Annotated in this window: 22 protein-coding genes and 1 tRNA gene; 7 read left to right on the forward strand and 16 right to left on the reverse strand. The window is 62.1% G+C overall.

The annotated features are described in order from the left end of the window. Window positions 1-217 precede the first annotated feature (217 nt). On the reverse strand, window positions 218-694 hold the full coding sequence (locus ACK3SC_RS15180) for a 50S ribosomal protein L11 (RefSeq protein WP_416841048.1): 477 nt from the start codon (window positions 692-694) through the stop codon (window positions 218-220). A gap of 123 nt (window positions 695-817) precedes the next feature. Next, window positions 818-1,882 carry a M42 family peptidase gene (locus ACK3SC_RS15185; RefSeq protein WP_416841049.1) on the reverse strand — a complete coding sequence of 355 codons (1,065 nt, stop codon included), beginning with the start codon at window positions 1,880-1,882 and terminating at the stop codon, window positions 818-820. Window positions 1,883-2,023: 141 nt separating this feature from the next. On the opposite strand from ACK3SC_RS15185, the gene ACK3SC_RS15190 reads away from it, so the two are divergent. From ACK3SC_RS15190 to ACK3SC_RS15200, 3 genes are all read left to right on the forward strand, one after another. Then, window positions 2,024-2,353 carry a hypothetical protein gene (locus ACK3SC_RS15190; RefSeq protein ID WP_416841050.1) on the forward strand — a complete coding sequence of 110 codons (330 nt, stop codon included), beginning with the start codon at window positions 2,024-2,026 and terminating at the stop codon, window positions 2,351-2,353. A gap of 122 nt (window positions 2,354-2,475) precedes the next feature. Next, entirely contained in the window at window positions 2,476-3,558 is a 1,083-nt protein-coding gene (mvk, locus tag ACK3SC_RS15195) for a mevalonate kinase (RefSeq protein ID WP_416841051.1), read from the forward strand. Further along, entirely contained in the window at window positions 3,555-4,301 is a 747-nt protein-coding gene (locus ACK3SC_RS15200) for an isopentenyl phosphate kinase (protein WP_416841052.1), read from the forward strand. Before mvk ends, ACK3SC_RS15200 begins: the two co-directional genes overlap by 4 nt. Before the next feature lie 27 nt (window positions 4,302-4,328). Here the strand turns inward: ACK3SC_RS15200 and ACK3SC_RS15205 are convergent, their stop codons facing one another. Then, window positions 4,329-5,075, reverse strand: coding sequence for an MBL fold metallo-hydrolase (locus ACK3SC_RS15205; protein ID WP_416841053.1), 747 nt, complete (start codon window positions 5,073-5,075; stop codon window positions 4,329-4,331). Window positions 5,076-5,295: 220 nt separating this feature from the next. Between ACK3SC_RS15205 and ACK3SC_RS15210 the strand changes: the two genes are divergently transcribed. Beyond that, window positions 5,296-8,046 carry an ATP-dependent helicase gene (locus tag ACK3SC_RS15210; RefSeq protein ID WP_416841054.1) on the forward strand — a complete coding sequence of 917 codons (2,751 nt, stop codon included), beginning with the start codon at window positions 5,296-5,298 and terminating at the stop codon, window positions 8,044-8,046. A gap of 558 nt (window positions 8,047-8,604) precedes the next feature. On the opposite strand, the gene ACK3SC_RS15215 is transcribed toward ACK3SC_RS15210, so the two are convergent. After that, window positions 8,605-9,987: an ATP-binding protein gene (locus tag ACK3SC_RS15215; RefSeq protein ID WP_416841055.1), complete on the reverse strand. Its 1,383-nt coding sequence runs from the start codon at window positions 9,985-9,987 to the stop codon at window positions 8,605-8,607. Between the two features lie 190 nt (window positions 9,988-10,177). Then, on the reverse strand, window positions 10,178-12,832 hold the full coding sequence (locus tag ACK3SC_RS15220; RefSeq protein WP_416841056.1) for an AAA domain-containing protein: 2,655 nt from the start codon (window positions 12,830-12,832) through the stop codon (window positions 10,178-10,180). 121 nt (window positions 12,833-12,953) lie between these two features. Here ACK3SC_RS15220 and ACK3SC_RS15225 point away from each other — a divergent pair, with 121 nt between their 5' ends. Then, window positions 12,954-13,514 carry a hypothetical protein gene (locus ACK3SC_RS15225; RefSeq protein WP_416841057.1) on the forward strand — a complete coding sequence of 187 codons (561 nt, stop codon included), beginning with the start codon at window positions 12,954-12,956 and terminating at the stop codon, window positions 13,512-13,514. Between the two features lie 106 nt (window positions 13,515-13,620). After that, window positions 13,621-13,848, forward strand: coding sequence for a hypothetical protein (locus tag ACK3SC_RS15230; protein ID WP_416841058.1), 228 nt, complete (start codon window positions 13,621-13,623; stop codon window positions 13,846-13,848). A 318-nt stretch (window positions 13,849-14,166) separates the two neighbouring features. Here ACK3SC_RS15230 and ACK3SC_RS15235 read toward each other — a convergent pair whose 3' ends face one another. Then, window positions 14,167-15,129: a zinc-dependent metalloprotease gene (locus ACK3SC_RS15235; RefSeq protein WP_416841059.1), complete on the reverse strand. Its 963-nt coding sequence runs from the start codon at window positions 15,127-15,129 to the stop codon at window positions 14,167-14,169. 120 nt (window positions 15,130-15,249) lie between these two features. Here ACK3SC_RS15235 and ACK3SC_RS15240 point away from each other — a divergent pair, with 120 nt between their 5' ends. Next, window positions 15,250-16,068 carry a VOC family protein gene (locus ACK3SC_RS15240; RefSeq protein WP_416841060.1) on the forward strand — a complete coding sequence of 273 codons (819 nt, stop codon included), beginning with the start codon at window positions 15,250-15,252 and terminating at the stop codon, window positions 16,066-16,068. A gap of 65 nt (window positions 16,069-16,133) precedes the next feature. Here ACK3SC_RS15240 and ACK3SC_RS15245 read toward each other — a convergent pair whose 3' ends face one another. The 10 genes from ACK3SC_RS15245 to ACK3SC_RS15290 all read right to left on the reverse strand — a co-directional run bounded on the left by ACK3SC_RS15245 (window position 16,134) and on the right by ACK3SC_RS15290 (window position 22,057). Next, window positions 16,134-17,294: an MBL fold metallo-hydrolase gene (locus ACK3SC_RS15245; protein WP_416841061.1), complete on the reverse strand. Its 1,161-nt coding sequence runs from the start codon at window positions 17,292-17,294 to the stop codon at window positions 16,134-16,136. Window positions 17,295-17,479: 185 nt separating this feature from the next. Further along, window positions 17,480-18,262, reverse strand: coding sequence for a 30S ribosomal protein S2 (gene rpsB, locus ACK3SC_RS15250; RefSeq protein ID WP_151113659.1), 783 nt, complete (start codon window positions 18,260-18,262; stop codon window positions 17,480-17,482). Then, the gene (gene eno, locus ACK3SC_RS15255) at window positions 18,259-19,458 is read right to left on the reverse strand and encodes a phosphopyruvate hydratase (protein WP_416841062.1); all 1,200 of its coding nucleotides are present in this window, start codon (window positions 19,456-19,458) and stop codon (window positions 18,259-18,261) included. The genes rpsB and eno overlap by 4 nt, the downstream gene beginning before the upstream one ends. A 4-nt stretch (window positions 19,459-19,462) precedes the next feature. Beyond that, window positions 19,463-19,639, reverse strand: coding sequence for a DNA-directed RNA polymerase subunit K (locus ACK3SC_RS15260; protein WP_151113663.1), 177 nt, complete (start codon window positions 19,637-19,639; stop codon window positions 19,463-19,465). After that, window positions 19,636-19,830, reverse strand: a complete 195-nt coding sequence (locus tag ACK3SC_RS15265) for a DNA-directed RNA polymerase subunit N (RefSeq protein WP_151113665.1) — start codon at window positions 19,828-19,830, stop codon at window positions 19,636-19,638. Before ACK3SC_RS15265 ends, ACK3SC_RS15260 begins: the two co-directional genes overlap by 4 nt. Window positions 19,831-19,842: 12 nt before the next feature. Next, on the reverse strand, window positions 19,843-20,241 hold the full coding sequence (locus ACK3SC_RS15270) for a 30S ribosomal protein S9 (protein ID WP_058572137.1): 399 nt from the start codon (window positions 20,239-20,241) through the stop codon (window positions 19,843-19,845). Further along, the gene (locus ACK3SC_RS15275) at window positions 20,235-20,672 is read right to left on the reverse strand and encodes a 50S ribosomal protein L13 (protein ID WP_416841063.1); all 438 of its coding nucleotides are present in this window, start codon (window positions 20,670-20,672) and stop codon (window positions 20,235-20,237) included. Before ACK3SC_RS15275 ends, ACK3SC_RS15270 begins: the two co-directional genes overlap by 7 nt. Then, window positions 20,669-21,019, reverse strand: a complete 351-nt coding sequence (locus ACK3SC_RS15280; RefSeq protein ID WP_411963819.1) for a 50S ribosomal protein L18e — start codon at window positions 21,017-21,019, stop codon at window positions 20,669-20,671. The genes ACK3SC_RS15275 and ACK3SC_RS15280 overlap by 4 nt, the downstream gene beginning before the upstream one ends. Window positions 21,020-21,045: 26 nt before the next feature. Then, window positions 21,046-21,130, reverse strand: a tRNA-Leu gene (locus ACK3SC_RS15285). Window positions 21,131-21,274: 144 nt separating this feature from the next. Then, the gene (locus ACK3SC_RS15290; RefSeq protein WP_416841064.1) at window positions 21,275-22,057 is read right to left on the reverse strand and encodes a DNA-directed RNA polymerase subunit D; all 783 of its coding nucleotides are present in this window, start codon (window positions 22,055-22,057) and stop codon (window positions 21,275-21,277) included.

Raw genomic sequence — 22,057 nt, forward strand, 5'->3', positions numbered from 1 at the left:
CTACGGGTCAGTGAAACAGGCTACTGCCTGCCTCGTCCGGCAGGACGAGTAGGCTAAACTTAAGTCCGTCGAAGAAAGGGCACCAAGACGCTCGAATTCGGGCGTTTCGCGTGCCACGGCGACACATGCCGCCAGCCGAGTCTATCCGTATTTCTGAGAGAGAAAGCGGGCCGAGTGGTCGGCCCGACGGAAAGGGCGATTCGACGTGGCGAGACGATTAGTCGTCGTACTGGTCGTCGAACTCGCCGCCGTCGATGCGCTCTTTGAACGTTCGAGCGTCCTCACCCTCGATGGTGACGCCGAGCGATGCACAGGTGCCGGCGACTTCCTTCGAGGCGTTCTTGAGGTCGTACGAGAGCAGGTCAGAGGACTTCTGCTCTGCGACCTTCTTCAGCTGTGCGATGGACATGTCGGCGACGAAGTCCTTCTGGGGTTCGCCGCTGCCAGTGTCGAAACCGACTTCGTCCTTGATGAGGGCGGCCGTCGGGGGCACACCAACTTCGATAGAGAACGAGCCGTCGTCTTCGTACTCGACGGTGACCGGCACTTCCATGCCGTCGAATGCTGCCGTCTGGTCGTTGATCTGCGAGACGACATCCTGCACGTCGACGGGGGTCGGGCCGAGTTCCGGGCCGAGCGGCGGACCGGGGTTCGCCTTCCCGCCGGGAACGAGTACTTCGATAGTTCCAGCCATACGTGCAAACACCGTTTGGCGACTTTTAACGGTTTTCTTTCGCCCGGAGACGTGTGAGAAGACTACGCACGGAGCGAGTCTGCGCCCTGAGAACGGGCATCACGCAGGAGATTGGACGTGCGGTTACAGTTCGACGCCGAACGATTCGACGTCGCCTGCGAGTTCCGCCATCGACCCGAGGAGTGCGGCCACGTCGTCGAGGTCGCTCGTCGAGACGACTTCGACCGGCGTGTGCATGTAGCGGTTCGGAATTCCGATGTTGAGCGACGGGATGCCCGACCGACTGGTGTAGAACGCGTCTGCGTCCGTCCCCGTCCGAATGCCGGCGGCCTGCAGCTGGACACCGATGTCTGCCTTCGTGGCAGCATCGCGGGCGAGCGAGACGACGTTCGGGTGGTTGGCGCTTCCGCGGGAGACGACCGGCCCGCCTCCGAGTTCGACTGGGCCCTTGCGCTTGCCCGGGACGTCCGGGTTGTCGGTGGCGTGCGTCACGTCGACGGCGACCATCGCGTCGGGGTCGAGGTCGTAACCGACCATCTTCGCGCCCTGCACACCGACTTCTTCCTGGACCGTGCTGACGGCGTAGACTGTCGCATCCACGTCTGCTTCGACGGCGGCGCGGAGTCCTTCCGCGGCCGACCACGTTCCGACGCGGTTGTCCATCCCGTTGGCGGCGACGCGGTCTTCTGCGAGGTCACGAACCTGTGCTTCGACCGTCACGGGGTCGCCGACTTCGACGTAATCTTTGGCGTCGCCCTTGCTCGTGACGCCGATATCGACGAACTGCTCTTCGAGTTCGTCGTACTCTTCGCTTCCCACGTCACGCAGGTGGATGGCCGTCTGGCCGATGACGCCGGGAACGTCGCCGTCGTCGCCGTGGATGGTGACGTGTTGGCCCTTCGAGACGGTTCGGTCTGCGCCGCCGATGGGGCCGATGCGGATGAAGCCGTCGTCGTCGATGTCGCGGACGATGTAGCCAATCTGGTCTGCGTGGCCCGTGAACGCGATTTCGGGGCCGTCGCCGGAGCCGTCGTGGACTGCCACGGCGTTGCCGTAGGCGTCGACAGTCACGTCGTCTGCGAACTGCGAGACGTAGTCGACCCACACTCGCTGGCCGTCGGCCTCGTAGCCAGACGGACTCGGTGTCGTCAACAGGTCGTCGAGGAAAGCACGTCGGTCGTCGTCCATACCGTTCTGTCACGGGTCGGGTGTGAAGAACACAACGAAACGTCACTGAGTGGTGTCGAATGCAGGCAGACGAATCTGCCGAGCGGTTGCGGTGAGAATCTCCACAACGACTATGAGTCTTGTGAGCGTAATGAGAGTTGTATGGCCGATTTTACCCTCTTCGAGGTCCACCTGCACGACGGTTTCGAGTTCAGCCCATCCAACCGTGCCCCGCTGTTTAGCAAGACCAGCAGCACCGACGACGATTACGATGCGGAACTCGAATCCGAGACCGAGTACGACATCGAAATCGAAACCGAGGAAGACGAGACGGAGTCCGAAGGCGGACGTGGAATGTCGATTCTGTTCGGATTCATCCTCCTCGTCGGCATCGCAGCAGCGGTTCGGTACATCCGTGGCCGCGGCGGCGACGACGAACTCGACGAACTGGCCGACCTCGACGACCGTGAGGAAGTCGAGATAGACGCCTGAACCGTTCGAGGAGCGACACGAGTCCCTCCACACACCACATCACGCCGATTTTTGCGATATCTCCCGGCCAGTGACGACACTGGTCGGATACGCTTAAGCGAGTCCCACAGAAAGGCCGGAACATGACCGTTTCGAGCGCTCCCGGCAAGGTGTATCTGTTCGGGGAGCACGCAGTCGTCTACGGCGAACCGGCGGTGCCGTGCGCCGTCGAACGGCGGGCGACTGTCTCCGTTTCGCGCCGTGACGACGACCACGTTCGGGTCCGTGCGGAGGACCTGAGTCTCGACGGCTTCACCGTCGAGTACAGCGGTTCGACCGGTGACAGACCCGACATCGACGTTCCAGTCCCGCTCGTCGAGGCCGCGATGGGCTACATCGACGCCGCCGTCGAACAGGCCCGCGACGCTGCCGACGCACCTGACGCTGGCTTCGACATCACCGTCGAAAGCGACATTCCGCTCGGTGCCGGCCTCGGGTCGTCCGCCGCAGTCGTCGTCGCAGGCATCGACGCCGCGACACGCGAACTCGGCGTGGAACTCACGCCCCGCGAGATTGCCGACCGAGCGTATCGAGCAGAGCACGAAGTCCAAGACGGACAGGCCTCTCGCGCGGATACGTTCTGCTCTGCGATGGGTGGGGCCGTCCGCGTCGAGGGCGACGACTGCCGAACTATCGACGCGCCTGCACTCCCCTTCGTCATCGGATTCGACGGCGGCGCGGGCGACACCGGTGCGCTCGTCTCTGGCGTCCGTGACCTCCGCGAACGGTACGGTTTCGCCGCCGACACCGTCTCGACGATCGGTGATATCGTCCGCCGTGGCGAGGAGTTACTCGCAGATGCAGACCCGGAGACCGACCCGGATGCCGCGTTCCTGACCGAACTCGGCGGGTTCATGAACTTCAACCACGGCCTCCTCGAAGCACTCGGCGTCTCGTCGCGGTCGCTCGATTCGATGGTGTGGGCGGCCCGAGAAGCGGGTGCCTACGGCGCGAAACTGACCGGCGCGGGCGGCGGTGGCTGTATCGTCGCACTCGACCCCACACCGGAGACGCAGACCGCCCTTCGGTTCACGCCCGGATGTGAAGACGCCTTCCGTGCAGAACTCGCCACCGAGGGCGTGCGCCTGGAAGAACCGCCAGCGCACGCCGATTCGACGGCGAGCGACGAATCGCAGGCCGACGACACCGTGGAGGAGTCGTCGTGAGTCTCGTCGTCCTCAAACTCGGCGGAAGCGTCGTCACCGACAAAGACGAACCCGAGACAGTCGACGAAGCGGGACTCGCTGCGGCGGCGGACGCCGTGGCGACGCTCGCAGCGTCGGGACAGGTCGTCGTCGTCCACGGCGGCGGCAGTTTCGGTCATCATCACGCCGCAGACCACGGTGTCTCCTCAGAGACCGGCACGCACGACACAGCGGGTGTCCGTGCGATTCACGATGCGATGAAGCGCCTCAACGACGCCGTCCTCGACGCCCTCTCGGAGCGAGGCGTCGCCGCCCTCCCGGTTCACCCGCTCTCGGCCGGTGCGCGAACGGAGGATGGGTCGTTGTCGCTCCCTCTCGCCGCCACCGAGACGATGCTGGCCGAAGGCTTCGTCCCGGTTCTCCACGGCGACGTCATCGCACACGCTGGCGAGGGTGCGACCATCGTCAGCGGCGACGACCTCGTGGTCTCGCTGGCATCCGGTCTCGGTGCAGACCGTGTCGGCCTCTGTTCGACCGTTCCCGGCGTCCTCGACACCGAGGGCGAGGTGATTCCGGAGATAACGGCGTTCGAAGACGCCGCCGCCGCACTCGGCGGGTCAGAATCGACAGACGTGACTGGCGGCATGGCCGCAAAAGTTCGGAAGTTGCTCGCGCTCGGTGCGCCGGCACACGTCTTCGGCCCCGACGGTCTCTCGGCGTTCGTCGCCGGCGAGTCGCCGGGAACCGTGATTCGCGGCGAGTAATCGGACCGAAACGGAACGACCGTCTGTTTAGAATTCGACGACCAAGCCGTCTTCTGCGATCTGTACCTCTCCATCGAAGTTGTCTTTGACGCGCGCGACCAGTTCGTCTGTCACCCGGTCGGCGTGCGGATAGAGATGCGTGAGAAACACCGTCTCGATGTCGTGTCCGGCGAGTGTCTCGCCGAGTTTGGTGGGCGTCGGGTGGTTCGAGACGTCAACGTCGTCAGGGAACGAGCAGTCGTGCGCGAGGACGCTCGCGCCGTCAGCGAACGCCGCGAGTCCGTCGAACGCCTCGGTGTCGCCCGAGAAGACGAAGTCCGCCTCGCCAAATTCGTTCGTGAAGCGGTAGGCGAGCGTCGGTATCGAGTGTCGGACCTCGTATCCCATCACGTCGAATCCGGCGATTCCGAACTCGTGCGGCCCGACTTCTCGAACCTGAATGTCGAGGCGGTCTTTCATGTAGTCGTGGGCATCGAGGAGTTTCTCGACGAGCGTCTCTGTCCCTTCGGGGCCGACGATTTCCAGGTCGTCTTCCCCGACGAGCCATCGCGCCTTGACGAGTGGCATGAGGTCCGAGACGTGGTCGAGGTGCAGATGCGTGAGCAGCACCGACGAGACGCCTTCGTAGCCCACGTCAGTCTCAGCGAGTCGGGCCAAGACGCCAGCGCCACAATCGACGAGCAGGGCGTTCGATTCAGATTCGAGGAGGAGACCGGTCTGTGCCCGACCCGAGACGGGCATCGCGCTCCCAGTACCGAGGAATGTGACACGCATGCGGAACTATACCACGCATCGGGCGTTAGTCCTTGTGTTCGTTCTTGCGATTCGGAAGGCGATGGTCGGCATTGCCCTCCCTCGACGGAGAGGTTGCGAGAGGCCGTCGCTGTGGGAATTCGTCGTCGTGGAAGACTGTCAATGCGGGAGCCCTTCGTTGCAACAGTCGTGTGCGAGAGATGGCACAACCCTCATACCTGCGGAGGCTAACCCGGTGGTAATGACACAGCGTGGGCGTTCCCTCCTCTCTGCGAAGCGGGACGACTACGACTTCGACCCCGAGTCGGTGAGCGTCGCCGACGAGGACGTTCTCGAACTGCTCGAACCCGCCGTTCAGGAGTGGTGGGTCGACCAGTTCGGCGAGTTCGTCCCCGGCAACGGCGGGTTTTTCACCCCGCCACAGCGCGGCGCGATTCCACTCATTCACGAGCAGAAGAACGCGCTCATCTGCGCCCCGACCGGGTCGGGAAAGACGCTCGCGTCGTTTACGGCTATCATCAACGAGTTGTTTCGCCGCGACAGAGAATCGGCAGACGGCCTCGACAACTCGGTGTACTGTCTGTACGTTTCACCACTGAAATCGCTCGCCAACGACATCCATCGGAACCTCACGGAACCCCTCGACGGCATCGCCGACATCGCCGGCGAGCGTGACGAGAGCATCGACATCAGACACGCGATTCGCCACGGCGACACCTCGTCGGCGGACCGCCAGAAGATGTTGGAGACGACGCCGCACATCCTCAACACGACGCCCGAAACGCTGGCTATCTTGCTCAATTCGCCGAAGTTCAAAGAGAAACTCCGAACCGTCGAGTACGTCGTCGTCGACGAGATTCACAGTCTCGCAGAGAACAAACGCGGGACGCATCTGTCTGTCTCGCTCGAACGACTCGAAGCACTCGCCGAGTCGTCGCCGACGCGTATCGGGTGTTCTGCCACAGTCGAACCACTCGATACTGTCGCGGAGTTCCTCGTCGGCTACGAAGACGGGTCGCCACGGGAGTACGAACTCGTGGACACGCGATTCGTCCGCGACTTCGACATCGAACTGGAGTGCCCCACTGACGACCTGATTCGGACGCCCCGCGACGAGGTGCAATCGCGGTTCTACGACCGTCTGCACGAACTCATCGACTCGCACACGAACACACTCGTGTTCACGAACACGCGCTCGGGGGCCGAACGCGTCCTGCACAACCTCCGCGAGATGTATCCAGACATCGACGAGACGAACTCCGGATGCCACCACGGCAGCCTCTCCAAAGAGCGCAGACAGGAGATAGAGTCGCAACTGAAAGCTGGCGAGTTACGGGTGGTCACCACCTCGACGAGTCTCGAACTCGGCATCGACATGCCCCACATCGACCTCGTGGTACAGGTCGGGTCGCCCAAATCGGTTGCGGCACTCCTCCAGCGCGTCGGACGGGCGGGCCATCAACTCGGCCAGACTGTCGAAGGCCGCGTCATCGCGCTCGACAGAGACGAACTGGTCGAGTGTGCGGTGATGCTGACGAAAGCCGAAGAGGGGTTCGTCGACCGGGTGTTCATCCCCGAGAACGCCTTCGACGTGGCATCCCAGCAACTCTACGGGATGGCAATCAACGAGATTCGCCCCGAGTCGGAGGTGCGAGAGATACTCCGCCGGGCGTACCCCTATCGCAACTTCTCTGACGACGACTTCGAGCGCCTGTTTCGCTACCTCACCGCCGACTACGACGGTCTCGAAGACAAGAACGTCTACGCGAAGGTGTGGCGGGATACGAACGACGCGCCGGACGGCGAACACCACTACGAGGAGTACCCCGTCGGCGAACCCCTCGTGGGCAAACGCGGGCGGATGGCCCGCGTCATCTACATGACCAACATCGGGACGATTCCTGACTCGTTTACCTGTGACGTGCTTGTTCGCGGGGCCGACCAGTGGGTCGGCACCCTCGACGAGGGATATCTGGACACCTTAGAGAAAGGCGACGTGTTCGTCCTCGGCGGCGACCACTTCGCCTACCGCTATCGCCGTGGGTCGAAAGTGTACGTCGACCGCACCTCGCAACGACCCACGGTCCCGTCGTGGTTCTCCGAGCGACTCCCGCTCTCGTACGACCTCGGCCGCGAGATTGCCCAGTTCCAACACGACATCGTCGAGAAACTCGAATCGGGTGGGGCACCCGCGGTCAGGTTGTGGCTTCGTGACCGGCCACTGGACGAAAACAGCGTCCGCGCCATCACTCGAATGTTCGACGAGCAGGTTCGATACGCCGGCCCGGAGAGCGTGGCGACCCCCTCGCGTCTGGTCATCGAAACAGAACTCAACCGCGAGACGTACCGCAGACACTACTACGTCCACAGCACCTACGGCCGGCAGTTCAACGACGGCCTCTCGCGCTTGCTGGCGTATCACTGCGCCCGCCGAACCAACGCGAACGTCCAAGTCGCCGTCGCGGACAACGGCTTTTCTATCTCGATGCCGCTGAACCGGAAGGTGGACCTCGGAACCATCCTCCGTGAGGCGGACCCCGACACCGTGCGCGAAGACCTGCGGGCCGCACTCGATGGAACCGACCTCCTGAAGCGCTACTTCCGCATCAACGCGACGCGCTCGCTCATGATTCTGAAGCGCTACAAGGGCTACGAGAAGACAGCCGCCCAGCAACAGGTTTCGTCTGAGATGCTGCTGTCGTTCGCACAGGAGTTAGACGAGTTCGCCGTGATGGAAGAGACGTACAGAGAAATTCTCGAAGACAAACTGAACCTCGCGGCTATCGAGGAGGTCCTCACTGCGATTCAGGCGGGCGACGTGGAGGTCGTAGACAAGCAGGTTTCGACGCCGACGCCGCGGGCGTTCGGTCTAGCAACGCTGATGGCGAGCGACGTGGTCCTTGCAGAAGACGAGAGCGCCGCACTTCGGGAGTTCCACGAGCGGGTCTTAGACGAGATTGGCGAGGACGATATCGAACTCGACGTGAGCTAAGGAGGCGGCGGGGTCGACTCTGTCGAACTGGCAGACGTATTGTCGGTAGGCGAGGGCGTGCTGAATAGCGGGCGTGAGTCCGCCGGTAGTGCTAATAATCATGTCAACATACTAATACTATGGCGAGTGGGTACTCTAAACTGGAAATCCTTCGAGGGGCATCGGTTATTGCGGTGGGACTGATGACACTCGTTCTGCTTGCGCTTCTCCCAGCACCCCGCTTCCGAACATCACGTCTCGTTCTGTTTGTTTTGATAATCGCACTCGGATGGACGGGTGCTGCTGGGGCGATATGGGTTCGGTTCTGGCCAACGATTCTCGGTGCAATCGGGCTGTTCCTACTCGGATTTTGGCAGTTCACAATCGGACTACTAATGCTCCCAACCTGCTTCGTCCTTCTATTTACAGCCATTCTCATGCGGGAGCCATCTGATGAGCCAAACGCGGTTCCTACGTGACGACCGGTGAACCCACTTCCAGAGATTGATTCCTGCTGAATACACCCGCTCTATTCAGCACACAATTCCCGCCAGACGCTGGTGGATTCAACAGAGACACTTATGGTCCATTTTCGAATAGTCCCATCACCTCCGGGGGGCTGAAAAGATGGAGGTCGTCACGCTCTGCTGCACTATCCACGAGTCCATCAGTAAAGCCAGACCGTGAGAAGAGTGCATATTCGACGTCTCGGTCGGAGCCCTGCCAGCGGACCTCTGGCTCAGTCGCTTCAAGGTCGTCTAAGAGCGAACGGCTAACGGGGGTGTTCGTCCACTTGCATTCTCCGAGGAGGAGCGTGTTGGTTTCCGGATTCAACCCAACGACGTCTATCTCTTCTTCACCGTACCACCACCGACCCACCCGAGAACAAGAGACGGGGAACGAAGACGTGCTGACGGCCTGTCGACAGACCTCCTCGAAGGCGAAACTCGTGTGTGTCGGAAGTGACTCAGCGACCGATTCACGGACTGGCTCGGTTCGACCTTGTTCGAGAGTCCCTCGGTTCGGTGAGACGTACCGGAACCAGAATCGGACGAACTGGTCGGTCAATGTGTAGACACCGCGTCCGTCGGGGTCAGTGACTGGTGTTTCGCGCTCGACGAGGGCTAACTGAGTGAGGTTCTGGAGATACCGAGAGATTCCGCTCGCATTCTTATCGATACTGTTCGCGATTTCCGTCACACGAGTTGCGCCATTGGCAATCGCCTCGAGGATCGCCATGTACGTCGTGGGCTCTCGGAGTTCCTGTCGGAGGAGGAACTCGGGCTCTTCGTAGAGAAACTCCCCTTTCGAGAGGATATGCCGTTCGATGTTCGTGAACAAATCATCGTCATCATCGAATTGCTCTAAGTACGCAGGTACACCGCCCAGTACGCTATACGCCTGAATGGTCGTCTCAGCATCGTACTGGGGGAAGAATTTCGCCACGTCGCCGGCGGAGAGTGGCTCGAGTCGCCATTGACCGGTTCGACGGCCATACAGCGGGCTCTCGTAGCTCAAAACGCCCTCCTCCATCATCGAAATCGACGACCCCAACAGTACGACCGAAATCTCTGTGTCGGCCAATAGCTCGTCGACTACGGTTTGAAAGACCGACGGGATGGTTTCATCAGATTCCACGAGGTAGGAAAATTCGTCGAGTGCGACGACGAACGAACCGTCAACCCGTCCCTTGAGATACCTGAACGCATCCAGAAAATTGTCCACATCAGGGGGGACGTCATCGAAGTGGTCCGCACAGTGCCGTGCAAATTGCCTTGCATTGTGTGCTGGTCCCCGCTGGTCACAGAGGTAATAGAGAGTGCCCTGAGTGAGCGAATCGAGTGCAGTCGTCACGAGCGTTGTTTTCCCGACTCGACGACGGCCATACAAGACGAGGAACTGGCGATCGTCCCGTGTGAGATGTGAGGTTACCCATTCCAATTCCCTGTCTCGGTTAATCATTATGCAGTAGATTATATTATCTTGTGCATAAGGTTTGTGGTGAGGCAGTCAGTCTGTGAATTATCAAGGGAGAGTTGCTGAGGACGCAGTAGAGAATGAGAAGGGTGTTGTCAGCGACTACCGGGGGATAGACGCGCTCGATGGTGGGAAAGGTAACCCGGTCGCGCTCCGTACCGACTCTGCCACCCACTCACCGCCGCGCCCACCGCAACATCCGCTCGTAGAACGGGTCGGATTCGAGTGCGTCGGCGTCGCCGACGAGACAGAGTGCTTTCTTCGCCCGCGTGAGGGCAACGTTGATGCGGCGGTGGTCCTCGAACAACGGCCCGTCAAGGTCGCCGGTCGCGACGAACGAGACGACGATGACCTCTTTGGACGACCCCTGGAATCGGTCCACTGTATCGACGGTCACGTCGGTTCGGCGTGAGATTTCGGCCACCTGTGCCCGGAAGGGGGCGATGACGCCGATATCTTCCGAGGCGACACCAGCGTCTTCGTAGGCAGCGACGATTTCGGCCACGCGGTCCGCTTCGACGGGGTTGGTGTTGCCAACGCGCTGGCCATCCGGGTCCACGAACGTCACCGAGTCCGTGAGTTCAGCGGGCAGGCCAGCGGTGTCGACGCCGAGGTCACGGAGATGCTGGGCGGCAACCTCGCTGGTCGCCGGGCGGAGTGCGCCGTCGTAGAACTCCGCCGACGCAAACGCCTGAATCCGCTGGGACATCCGGTACTGCCGGTCGAGCATCACCGACGCCTCGGGATAGGTCTCGATGAGGCGCTGGAACAACGATTTCTGGAGGTCGTTTTCGGCGCGGACGACCGGCGGGAGTTGTTTGTGGTCGCCCACGAGGACGAACCGGTCGGCGAGGTTCGTGGCGGCGAGCGTCCCCGGTTCGGTGAGTTGTGATGCTTCGTCAACGAGCGCCACGTCGAAGGATTGCTCGCGCATCACGCGTGACCCGCAGGAGGCAGTCGTCGAGGCGACGACGGGCGCGTCGTGCAACGCGGCGGCGAGCGTGTTGGGGTCGCCGCTTCGGGAGAGTCGAACGTCGAGCATGTCGTCGCGGACGCCGTTCTCGCTCCCGACGCGGACGATGTCTTCGAACCCTTGGTCGCGCAGTGCTTCGAGCGCGTTGTCGACGGCGCGGTTCGTGAACGCCGACAGGAGGACGCGATTGCCGTCTTCGACCAGTGCGCGGATGGTTCGAGCGATGGTGTAGGTCTTCCCCGTTCCCGGTGGGCCATGAACGAGTGCCACGTCGTCGGCGTCGACGGCGAGACTGACCGCGTCGTCCTGCGCCTCGTTGTTGTCGATGTAGGTCGTCCCCGCAGAGCGGTCCGAGAATTCCGGGTCGCGGCGTCCGAACAGCACGTCTTTGCGGTCGGGAGAGCCTTTCAAGACGGCGTCGTGGAGGGCGGTGAGGAGTCTGTCGGTGGTGAGTTCCGAGGGATACACGTCGAGTCGGCGGAGTTCGACCGGTTCGTCCGTCGTGACGACGACTTCGTCACCGAGTTCGACGATGCGCGCGAGTTCGCCGTGTCCCTCGACGGGGTGGCCGTCACTGGCGAGGGCAACGTCGCCTTCGCGGAGTTTCGACACTGCGTCGTCGGTCTTGCGGGCGCGGAGTTCCCACGTTCCGTCGGGTTGTTCTTCTTCGCCCAGCGGTTCGAGTCCGATGAGTGCTCTGTCGTCGTCAGCACGTTCTTCGGCAGACTGTTCCCAGAGTTTTCGGTACTCTGCGTGGACTGCTCGGCGCTCTTCTTCGACGGCGCGGTAGAACCGGTCGAAGTACTCGCGTTCTTCGTCCGGGACTGGGGTCCCGATTGCTCCGGCTTTCGACTCCTGACCGAGCCGGCCCGAGACGACCATGCAGGTGTCTTTCTCGAAGCAGTACTCGCACTTCGAGTTCACTTCGTATCCGGTGGGCACCGACACGTCGTACTCCATCGCGGCGATTTCGTTGCGCGTGCGGACGACGAATTCGAGGAGGCCACGTCCGATAGAGAAATCCTTGGCGGGCGAGAGGTCGCCCGACTCTTCGGTTCGGTCCAGCGTAGTGTTCTTGGTGTAGAGGAGGGTCCCGGTATCGACCGGGACGCCTCGCTCGTGGAGGATGAGCGCGTAGGCGGCGGCCTGAATCTTGTCCTGAAATCGCGGGTCACGGTTGAGGTTCTTCCCCGTCTTGAGTTCGACGGGTGCGCCTCGGCGAAGCGCGTCAGCGCGCCCTTTGATGCCGAACGTCGGCGAGATGAGCGTATACTCAGAGCGCCACTCGTCTTCGTCTGTGAGTTTTCCTTGTGAAAGCCACCCCTCGATTGCGGCGGCGTTACGGCGGACTTCGTCCGCGACTTCGTCCACTTCGCGGCCGAGGAGTCCGAGTTCGAGACCGCGTTCTTCGATACGCTCCTCGATAGACGATTCGAGGTCACGTTCGCGGAGCAAGTCACCGAACACCTCGTGGACGATGGTCCCTTTCACCACCGGGTAGTTCAGCGGGATGCCCGAGAGTTTGTTCAGGTAGTACATCCGCGAGCACTGCACCCACGACCGAATGTCGGTCACGTCCACGAGGAAATCGGGTTCGACGACGACGAACGACTCTTTGCCGGTCGCGTAGGTCGTCTCACCACGGTACTCGGATTCGTCCACGTCGGTGACGAGGATATCCATCCCCGGTTCGGCGTGTTCGGCGGCGTGCGTCCACTTGCCCCAGAGGGTGACGGTGACGGGGTCTGCCGTCCCGCGTTCGGGACGCAGCGTCACCTCCGCGAGCGAGCGCTCTCCGTATCGTGTCTCGACTTCACGTGGGTCACCCACGTCGACGAGTGGACCGCGCAGATTCACGTCGAAACCGTCGGGGAGGAACGGGCAAATAGGCGTCGGTCACCCGACTGTATCTCTCGGAGTCGTCGTGGTCTGACAGTAACCGTCACGTTCTTTCTCTCCCCCCGAGATATCATCGAGTATGCGCGTCAGAGATTGGCAAGACATCCTCTCGGACGTCGTCGAAGAAGGCCGTGACCCAAGCGGGTGGCGCGCCGTCGCAGGAAATCGGCGTCAGGGACTCGGAGAAGACCTCTTTCTCAGTCACCGCGATATCGGTGTCTACCAGCTCAAGACGTACGCGAAGAACCCCTACGAGGTACGCGGTGTCGGCGCGAGAGTCGCCCGCCGCATCGACGACGACCTGGACCCACTGTTCCCGAACCGAGCGGCCGCCGACGACACCGGACGATTCGGCGTCCAGCGCCCACCCGAAGACGAAGACGAAGCCAAATCTATGGCTCGACGCCTCGAAGCGGCGATAGATGTCCACTCGGAAGCGCCCACGACGCCAGACGATTTCTTCACCGACGTGATGGAAGCACTCGACAGTCCCGCGTTCGGGCCGATGGACTACGAATTCGACGCACGGCCGGACAGACTCGACGACCTGACCGACGAGTTCGAAGACGCAAACACCCTGCTGACGTCCGAACTCGAAGACCTCATCGAGACGGACGAAGTCGACCGAGGGTTCCACTGAGGCCGAGCCATCGGTTTGAAATCGCTTCGCTCCCTGGAATCGACATGAACAGATGGGGGATGTCTGAACCAAATCGTGACCGTAGAGTGGCGACGACGGAGGACCGATGGTCGGACCGAGTTTGAGCGACGACGAAGCCAAACTCGCGAGTACACGACTCAAAGTCGGATTCATCCTCCTCGTCGGCATCTCTGCCGGGTTCATCGCCCTCGCAGCAGGAGCGACGCTCGTCCAGATTGCAATCGCCTTCGTCGGTGGGACTGTTCTCGGCATCGCCCTCACCGTCTTTCTCTCGTACTGGGGCCGCGAGTTCGTCAGCGTGAATCGTCGGTGACAGCGTATCAGTGCCGGCGTGTCAATGTCGGCGCTCGTGATGCGTTGCAGGCGAGGAGCAGACTCGTGACAATATTGCAACTAGTGTGCAGAAATAAACTTTTGTAAACGTAATTCATATTATCGCAGAATATTTATCTGATAAGCATACACCCTCTATCGCCGGTTACCAGGGCAGGGGCAACCACCTGGTATCTACCGGAATACGCAGTGGGGGTGTTAGGGTTGGGCCTCTGACACAACACTGCGTACTACCCAAGGTGCGTGCACGGCCTGTAATTCAGGTTCGGGTCCGCACCCTGATGGAGTTGCAGTCTCCTCAGGGCGATACCCGAGCGATCCATCGCTCGGGGGCGTCCAATTCCGCGTTCGTCGGCAGGTTATCCGGGTGGTCCCACACACGTGAAGCGGCCGCCACGCCTCGTTCGTCGGCGACGTGCTCGAAGAATCGAGCGCCGCGTTCGTACTGTCGGCGCTTGAGGCCGAGTCCGAGCGCGCGTCTCGTGAGTTTCGCAATCGGACCGCCACCTTGCCGTCGTTCGTCGAGTTTGCGGCGCAGGTCTTCGTACTCGTCGTCGAACGCACGGTCCATCAAGAGTTCTGCGTAGCCTTCGACCGCCGTCATCGCCGTGTCGAGTTCGGCGAACGCATCCCGGTCGAGGTCACCGTCGACCAGTGCGTCGATACCGCGGTTCATCCGCGATTCGAGATGCGTCGGAAGCCACGGGGCCGCCCCGAATTCCGCGGCGTGTGCCACTTCGTGGAACGCAATCCATCGACGGAATCGCGGGTAGTCTACGTCGAGTGAGCGCGCGACGCGGCGGATGTTCGGATGGACGAAGTAGAGACCGTGGTCGTCGTCACCCTCGGCGAGAAGGAGTGGGTCGTACTGCCCGAGAACGTTGTTGCCGAGGAACGAGAGGACGAGCGCGAACGTTCCGGTGTTGACCGCACGGGTGAATCCCGGGAGAATCGACGGACCGTGTTCTTCGAACGGAGCCATCACCCGACGGAACGTCGCAACGTTGGCGTCTATCCAGTGATGGCGATTCTGTACTTCGACCACGTCGGGGACGTCGAACGCCACTCCGGCGACCACGGAGAGACGATCACGTGCGTCTCGAACGTCGGATGCGTATCCAGCCTGCTCGCTCGCAGAGAGGTCGAGTGACCCTGGCTCGACCGCCGCTTTCGCCGCCTCGCTGACGGCGTCCCAGTCGATATTCCCCGTTCCGGTGGCCGAAGCGTCTGCGACTACCCGGACGCTTCGAAGGAAGTTCATACGCTATCGAGGGGCGCGGGCGGCAAAACGCTTCGGCCGACGAGCGACGAGACGACAGCGCGTCTCTCGATGGAGTCGAACGCCCACTAAAGACTATACACCCCCTCGCGTGGAGACTGTATGGACCGAACCATCGATCACGTCGCGTTCGGTGGTCTCGAGTTGTACGAACTCCGAACCGCCGCAAACGAGGTCGGACTCACGCCGACGTACGGCGGCGAACACAGCACCGGAACCACGCACATGGCGGTCGTTCCGTTTCCTGACGGGTCGTATCTCGAACTCATCGCGCCGACGCTCGGAACAGACGCCGAAGACGCCGGGTTCTGGCCCACCCACCTCGCTGCCGACGCCGGCCCAACCGGATGGTGTCTGGAAGTGCCGGACGTTGCAGCGAGCGCGAAAGCCGCAATCGACGCCGGCATCCCAGTAGACGGCCCGCACGAGGCCGCACGGGAACGACCTGATGGCCGACTCGTCGAGTGGGACATGTGCTTCGAAGGTGACGACCTGCGACTCCCGTTTACGATTCGTGACCGAACACCCCGCGACTATCGCGTTCCGCGAACCTCACACAACACGTCCCTTCGGGGGCTTCGGACCGTCATCGTCGCCACCCGTGACGCCGACGCGACCACCGACCTGTTCGCACGACGCTATCGCTACCCGTCACCAGTCGAAATCAACGGTCCCTTCACCAACTTCTCGGTCTGTCCGGGAACGCCACTCGCCCTCTGCGAACCGGGTGACGGCGAAATCGGGTCTCGTATCGAGGCCGTTGGCGAAGGACCGTGTGCGTTCCTCGTCGGCGTCACCGACATCGACATCGCCCGGCAGTCCCTGTCGCTCGGGCCTGAAATTCGGTACAGTGACCGCCGGATGGCGTGGTTCGACCACGACCTGTTCGATGGGCGGTTGGGCGTGGTCGAACTCCCCTGAACCGCTCGAGTCGGCGTTCGTGCCTCTGCCTCATTTCGAATCTTCGTCTCTTTCGTCTCCTCGTCTCAGATAGCGCAGTTGTTCGGTCCGAGTTCGAGTTCCGTCGCCTCCTGTTCGTCTTCGACCGACTCGTGCCCGGTGTTGATTGCGATGACGCGCTCGTAGTTCGGCGGTTTCGCTGGCGTGTCGTCGGCGATGCGGTGGACGAACGCCTCTTCGTTCAGTTCGAGCAAGTCCAGTGAGTCGTGGAGTGTTCCGAGCGTCGTACTCACGAGTTCGCCCGGCGACGCGACGCCGTAGGTTCCGTCGGCGGCGACAGAGACGTGGCCGGGAAGAATCTGTGTCTCTGGCGGAAGCGAGAGAATCTTGTCGTGAAGTGTGTCGTAAAGGAGTTCTGCGCCGGTTGCGGCGTCCGCATCACCGAACTGCAACTCGGTTCGACCGACCGATTCGACGAACAGCGTGTCACCAGTCAAGAGATACTGGCCATCGACGAGGTAGTTCGTCATGTCGGAGGTGTGGCCGGGCGCGTAGCGTGCTTCTATCGCTATCTCTCCGACTGTGACTGTCTCGCCGTCGGCGAGTGGGGTGAAGTCGTACTGAACGTCGCGGTCCGTGGCGTGCTCGCCGAGGTAGTACGGGACGCCCAGTCGCTCGGCCAGTGCCCGCCCCCCGGAGACGTGGTCGGCGTGGACGTGCGTGTCGAGCACGCCGGTGATGGTCATCCCCGCGTCGGCAGCGACGAGTTCGAACTCGTGGTGCTGTCTGGTCGCGTCGACGACGACTGCCTCTCGTGCCGACCGAGACCCGACGACGTAGCCGAGACAGCCTTTGGCGCGTCGCTGGACCTGCGCGACGTACAGGTCGTCGTCGCCCGTGTCGAGTTCGACCACCTCGTACAGTTTACTCCAGTCTTCCATACCGCCTTTGACGACGGTCACGTCGTCGTAGTCACGCGCACCGAGTTCGAATCCAAACGAGGTGGAGGTCAATCCCTTCCCGCAGATGGCGACGATTGGCCCCTCTGATGCGAGGGCGGCCACCCGGTCCCAGTCCCAGTCGTCGCCGAGGCCATCGGTAGGATGGTACGGAACGTTCACGGCACCGTCGATGTGCCACGCCTCGTAACTCTCCGGCGGGCGGGTGTCGACGACGGTGAACTCTGCGCCGGCGTCGAGTTCGTCTGCGAGTTCGGAGACCGTAATCTGGTGGAGCAGCTTCCCCATGTGTACTTCTATGGCAAGCACGCGAAAAACCGTTTGTGGCGATTCCGCTAGACGACGGACACGAGGGGTCAGACCCGACCGATTGCAGGCGTAAAACCGACCGAGTGCAGGCGTAAAACCGACCGAGTGCACTGCCGCTATTCGGTGAGTCCCAGAAAAGTTCGAGTTCGAAACTACCGGACCGTCTACAGTTCGGCCTCGAAGTCTTCGAGGGCGTAGACGGTGTCGGTGCCACGGCGGTCGAGCGTCTCGTTGGCGAGGAGCCAGTAGACGACCGACAGTGCGCGGCGACCTTTGTTGTTGGTCGGGACGACCAGGTCCACGTTGGACGTCTGGTTGTTAGAGTCACACATCGCGATGACGGGGATACCGACCGTGATGGCCTCCTTGACTGCCTGTGCGTCACCAATCGGGTCGGTGACGACGACCACGTCAGGCTCGATGTAGCCAGCGTAGTCCGGGTTCGTCAGCGTGCCGGGGATAAAGCGTCCCGTGCGGGCACGTGCGCCGACAGCGTCGGCGAACTTCTCGGCCGGGAACCGACCGTACTGACGGGAGGACGTAACCAGAATCTGCTCTGGGTTGTAGTTCGCGAGGAAGTCCGCAGCGGTGCGGATTCGCGAGTCCGTCTGGCTCACGTCGAGCACGTACAGCCCATCGTCACGGACACGGTGGATGAACCGAACCATGTCCTTGGTCTTCTGCTGGGTACCGATGTGGACACCGGCGGCCAGGTAATCTTCGACCGGGATGAGCAGGTCGGCGTCTTCGTCGGGCATAACGTCCTCGTCGAAGGCCGGTTCTGGCTCTGCTTCTTCGGCCTCAGCAGCCTCGTCGGCCGCCTCGGCGGTCTCTGCTGTCTCGTCTTCGGTGGCGGCCTCGTCGGTGCTCGTCTCGGCGACCGCTTCGGTCTCCGTCTCGAGTTCCTCGTCGGCGACCTCCACCGCGTCGTTTTCGTTGTCGCTCATACTGCGTCGTCCGCGATGCGGATGAGTTCGTTCAGTTTGGCAGTTCGCTCGCCTTGCACCGTGCCGGTCTTGATGAACGGCGCGTCGGTTGCGACGGCGAGGTGTGCGATGGTCGTGTCTTCCGTCTCACCGGAGCGGTGAGAGATGACAGCGTCCATCCCGTTTCGGGAGGCCAGTTCGACGGCGTCGAACGCGTCGGTGAGCGTCCCGATCTGGTTCGGTTTGATGAGGATGGAGTTCGCGGCACCCACGTCGATACCTTCCTGCAGGCGGTCGACGTTGGTGACGAAGAGGTCGTCACCGCAGATCAGCGTGCGGTCTCCCACACGGTCGGTGAGCTCCGCGAAGCCCTCGTAGTCGTTCTCGTCGAGTGGGTCTTCGACGTAGACGAGGTCGTACTCGTCGACCATCTCGGCGACGTAGTCGATCTGCTCGTCGGTCGTCTTCGTCTCGTCACCGTAGTGGTAGACACCATCTTCGAACATCTCGGACGCCGCGATGTCGAGCCCGAAGCGAATCTCGAAGCCGAGTTCGTCCTCGACGCTGGAGACCGCTTCGTCCATAATCTCGAACGCTTCGGCGTCTGAGACTGCGGGTGCCCATGCACCTTCGTCGCCTTTCGCGGCAGGCACACCACGCTCGTCGAGAATCTCGGACGCGCGGGCGTGAACTTTCGCGTTGGCGAAGACAGCCTCGGAGACGCTCGGCGCACCGACTGGTGCGGCGAGGAACTCCTGAATGTTCGTCGCTTCTTTGGCGTGTTCACCGCCGCCGATGACGTTCCCGAGCGGTGTCGGGAAGTTGTCGCCTCGGAACGCACCGCCGAGATGCTGGTAGAGCGGTGCGCCGAGCACGTCTGCGCCAGCCTTCGCGGCCGCCATCGAGATGGCGACAGCGCTGTTCGCGCCGATTTCCGAGAAGTTCTCGGTTCCATCGGCGCCGCGCAGGGCAGCGTCGACACCGCGCTGGTCACCCGCGTAGACTTCGTCTACGAGACGGGGGACGGCGTGGCGACGGGCCGCTGCGATGGCCTCGGTCGGTGGAAGTTCGATTGCCTCGTACTCGCCAGTGGATGCACCACTCGGGGCCGCAGCGCGACCGAACCCACCGGATTCGGTGAGCACGTCGGCTTCGACCGTCGGGTTTCCACGCGAGTCGAGCACGCGACGCAGCGAGACGGATGTGATTCGAGTCATGTTCTCACTTACCCTCTCGTTTTACGGTGAACGGAAGGACACCTGCATCGTACTCCTCGGCGGCGATCAAGATTGGCTCGGTCTGCTCGGTCTCTACGAGCACCGGTGCTCCGTAGGAGACCTGCAGCGCTCGCGCGCCGAGGATGCGGGCTTTCTCGTATCGATTGTACCGTTGCATCATTGGTAGGGTGACACGACATCCACGAGGTCTTTGTGCGATACCATCATCCGCCGGCAGCAGGCACGAGTGACCCCGAGGTCGTCGAGGACTTCTGCAGGGTCCTCGTCGCCCTCGCGAGCACGGGCCTGGAATTCGTCCCAGTGTTCGCCAATCACCTTGCCGCAGGTGAAACACCGGACGGGAATCATCATGGCTAGATCACCTCAGCGGTAAGACTTCTGGTAGCGAGCGCGCGCACCTGGTCCGCCCCATTTCTTGGGTTCGGACTGGCGAACGTCGTTGACCAGCAGCGAGCGGTCGAACTCCATGTACGCGTCGCGAAGTTCCGCGTCGTTGAGATGCTGCACCAGCCCTCGAGCGAGCGCGGTGCGGACTGCGTCGGCCTGACCGGCCACGCCGCCCCCGTTGACGCGCACGTCGATGTCGACCTGCGAGCGGAGGTCCTCACCTGCGATGCGGAACGGTTCCAGCATCTTCAGGCGAGCCATCTCCGGCTCGACCAGCTCGACCGGCTGGGAGTTGATACGGACTCGACCTTCACCGTCGCGCACGGTTGCGCGAGCGATTGCGGTCTTCTTCTTACCGGACGTGTTCGTTACCATGTGACGTTAGCACCCAGCTTCTCGGAGACCTCTCCGAGCGAGATGAACTTGATGTTCGAAAGGCGGTCCAGCGAAGTTTCGTCGAGCATCTCGCCGTCTTCGTCGAACGGGTTGCCGACGTAGACGCGGACGTTCGAGAATGCTTCGCGGCCGCGGGGCTTCTTGTACGGGACCATCCCACGGATGGCACGTTTGAAGATTCGGTCGGGACGCTTCGGGTAGTACGGACCCTGGTCCGACCCAACTTCGGCGCGCTTGCGGTAGACGCTCATGACGTCCTCTTCGGAGCCAGTGATGACTGCGTCTTCCGCGTTGATGACGGCGACCTTCTCGCCTGCGAGGGCGCGCTGGGCGACCTCCGAGGCGACGCGGCCCATGATGCAGTTCTTGGCGTCGACGACGACGTCGGCGTCAAATTCTGCGAGGCTCATCGCATCACCCGCACGTTGGACCCTTCGGGGTTCTGTTCTGCAATCTGTTCGAGCGTCACGACGTCGCCAACCTGCTCGATCTTCGTTCGAGCGGTGGACGAGAAGTCCACAGCAGCGACTGTGACGTTTTTCTGTAGCACACCGCTACCCAGCACCTTGCCGGGCACGACGACGGTTTCGTCTTCACGAGCGTATCGTTCGATACGGCTCAGGTTGACTTCCGCGTGGGTGCGCCGTGGCTTTTCGAGACGGTCCGCGACATCCTGCCAGACGTTGGCACCGGACTCACGCGAGACCGCCTTCAGCTCGGCGATGAGACTGTTGAGTCTCGGGTTCGTCTTACTCATTGTCTACCTCCAGAGAGAAAGCGGAGTGCAGGGAGCAGGATTTGAACCTGCGGACTCCTATGAGACAGCGCCCTGAACGCTGCGCCGTTGGCCAGACTTGGCTATCCCTGCAAGCATTCCGCTGTACTTCATGCCCCGTAAAAACACCTTCGGTCCGACCGGCCACCGTGAGACAGTCACACGCCACGCTGTCGGTGGATTTGACTGCTCGCGGGGTGGGCGAACGTCGGTGGTGGTACGGGGCAGTAATCATTCTTACAGTGCGACCTTTTCTTCGAGCTCGGCTGCGCGGTCACCAAGCGAGGCGACGGCGCGAAGCACCAGCTCATCGACCGTGAAGGAGCCATCCGTCTCCACACTGAAGACGAACGCTTCCGGCACGTCGTGCACTTCGACCTCTTTACCGGGATACCGCTTCGTCAGGTCGTTGCCGAACTCACTCGTCGCCACGAGGGCACCGTCTTCGGCGTCCTCGTCGGCGGCGTGTTCGGCAGCGACTTCTTCGATGACGCCGCGGAGAATGTTCGGTTCTTGTTCGTCGAACTCGCCGGCGTCGCCGACGACCTCCACTTGCTGGAGGTGTCGGTAGCCGACTGCGACCCCACCTTGGTTCTTGGCGTGGTCTTTCCCGTAGCCGAGGACGGCATCTGCCTCGAACTCGAGGCGCTGACCGTCTTTCAGCTCGATAATTGGGACGTTCTCGTCCGCGGGGACGACCATCGCGTCCGCGGACTCGATGTCCCCGGAGTATGCAGTCGCCGGCCCGTCGACTTCGAGCGCGACGGTGACGGTGTCACCGGGCTCGAACTCGTCGAGGGGCGTGGTCAGCGGAACCAGACCGAGCCGAAGCCCGATCATCTCGTCGAACATGACCGACGTGTTCTCGACGAACCGCACCGTGTCGATAGAGAACGTCGGCACGTCCGCAATCATGGCCCGGCGAATACCGTTGGCTAACGCCGGTGAGAGACCACGCGCGACGAATCGTGCGCGTCGATCTTCGCGTTCGATGAACTCGACCTCGAAGTCGTTTGCCAT

Source organism: Haloferax sp. DFSO52 (assembly GCF_048158745.1).
Classification (GTDB): domain Archaea; phylum Halobacteriota; class Halobacteria; order Halobacteriales; family Haloferacaceae; genus Haloferax.

What these genes read in the sequence shown, in the direction of transcription:
- ACK3SC_RS15180 (WP_416841048.1), bottom strand. Translation starts at nt 694, where the DNA reads ATGGCTGGAACTATCGAAGTACTCGTTCCCGGCGGGAAGGCGAACCCC.
- ACK3SC_RS15185 (WP_416841049.1), bottom strand. Translation starts at nt 1,882, where the DNA reads ATGGACGACGACCGACGTGCTTTCCTCGACGACCTGTTGACGACACCG.
- ACK3SC_RS15190 (WP_416841050.1), top strand. Translation starts at nt 2,024, where the DNA reads ATGGCCGATTTTACCCTCTTCGAGGTCCACCTGCACGACGGTTTCGAG.
- mvk (WP_416841051.1), top strand. Translation starts at nt 2,476, where the DNA reads ATGACCGTTTCGAGCGCTCCCGGCAAGGTGTATCTGTTCGGGGAGCAC.
- ACK3SC_RS15205 (WP_416841053.1), bottom strand. Translation starts at nt 5,075, where the DNA reads ATGCGTGTCACATTCCTCGGTACTGGGAGCGCGATGCCCGTCTCGGGT.
- ACK3SC_RS15210 (WP_416841054.1), top strand. Translation starts at nt 5,296, where the DNA reads ATGACACAGCGTGGGCGTTCCCTCCTCTCTGCGAAGCGGGACGACTAC.
- ACK3SC_RS15215 (WP_416841055.1), bottom strand. Translation starts at nt 9,987, where the DNA reads ATGATTAACCGAGACAGGGAATTGGAATGGGTAACCTCACATCTCACA.
- ACK3SC_RS15225 (WP_416841057.1), top strand. Translation starts at nt 12,954, where the DNA reads ATGCGCGTCAGAGATTGGCAAGACATCCTCTCGGACGTCGTCGAAGAA.
- ACK3SC_RS15230 (WP_416841058.1), top strand. Translation starts at nt 13,621, where the DNA reads ATGGTCGGACCGAGTTTGAGCGACGACGAAGCCAAACTCGCGAGTACA.
- ACK3SC_RS15235 (WP_416841059.1), bottom strand. Translation starts at nt 15,129, where the DNA reads ATGAACTTCCTTCGAAGCGTCCGGGTAGTCGCAGACGCTTCGGCCACC.
- ACK3SC_RS15240 (WP_416841060.1), top strand. Translation starts at nt 15,250, where the DNA reads ATGGACCGAACCATCGATCACGTCGCGTTCGGTGGTCTCGAGTTGTAC.
- ACK3SC_RS15245 (WP_416841061.1), bottom strand. Translation starts at nt 17,294, where the DNA reads ATGGGGAAGCTGCTCCACCAGATTACGGTCTCCGAACTCGCAGACGAA.
- rpsB (WP_151113659.1), bottom strand. Translation starts at nt 18,262, where the DNA reads ATGAGCGACAACGAAAACGACGCGGTGGAGGTCGCCGACGAGGAACTC.
- eno (WP_416841062.1), bottom strand. Translation starts at nt 19,458, where the DNA reads ATGACTCGAATCACATCCGTCTCGCTGCGTCGCGTGCTCGACTCGCGT.
- ACK3SC_RS15260 (WP_151113663.1), bottom strand. Translation starts at nt 19,639, where the DNA reads ATGATGCAACGGTACAATCGATACGAGAAAGCCCGCATCCTCGGCGCG.
- ACK3SC_RS15265 (WP_151113665.1), bottom strand. Translation starts at nt 19,830, where the DNA reads ATGATGATTCCCGTCCGGTGTTTCACCTGCGGCAAGGTGATTGGCGAA.
- ACK3SC_RS15270 (WP_058572137.1), bottom strand. Translation starts at nt 20,241, where the DNA reads ATGGTAACGAACACGTCCGGTAAGAAGAAGACCGCAATCGCTCGCGCA.
- ACK3SC_RS15275 (WP_416841063.1), bottom strand. Translation starts at nt 20,672, where the DNA reads ATGAGCCTCGCAGAATTTGACGCCGACGTCGTCGTCGACGCCAAGAAC.
- ACK3SC_RS15280 (WP_411963819.1), bottom strand. Translation starts at nt 21,019, where the DNA reads ATGAGTAAGACGAACCCGAGACTCAACAGTCTCATCGCCGAGCTGAAG.
- ACK3SC_RS15290 (WP_416841064.1), bottom strand. Translation starts at nt 22,057, where the DNA reads ATGGCAAACGACTTCGAGGTCGAGTTCATCGAACGCGAAGATCGACGC.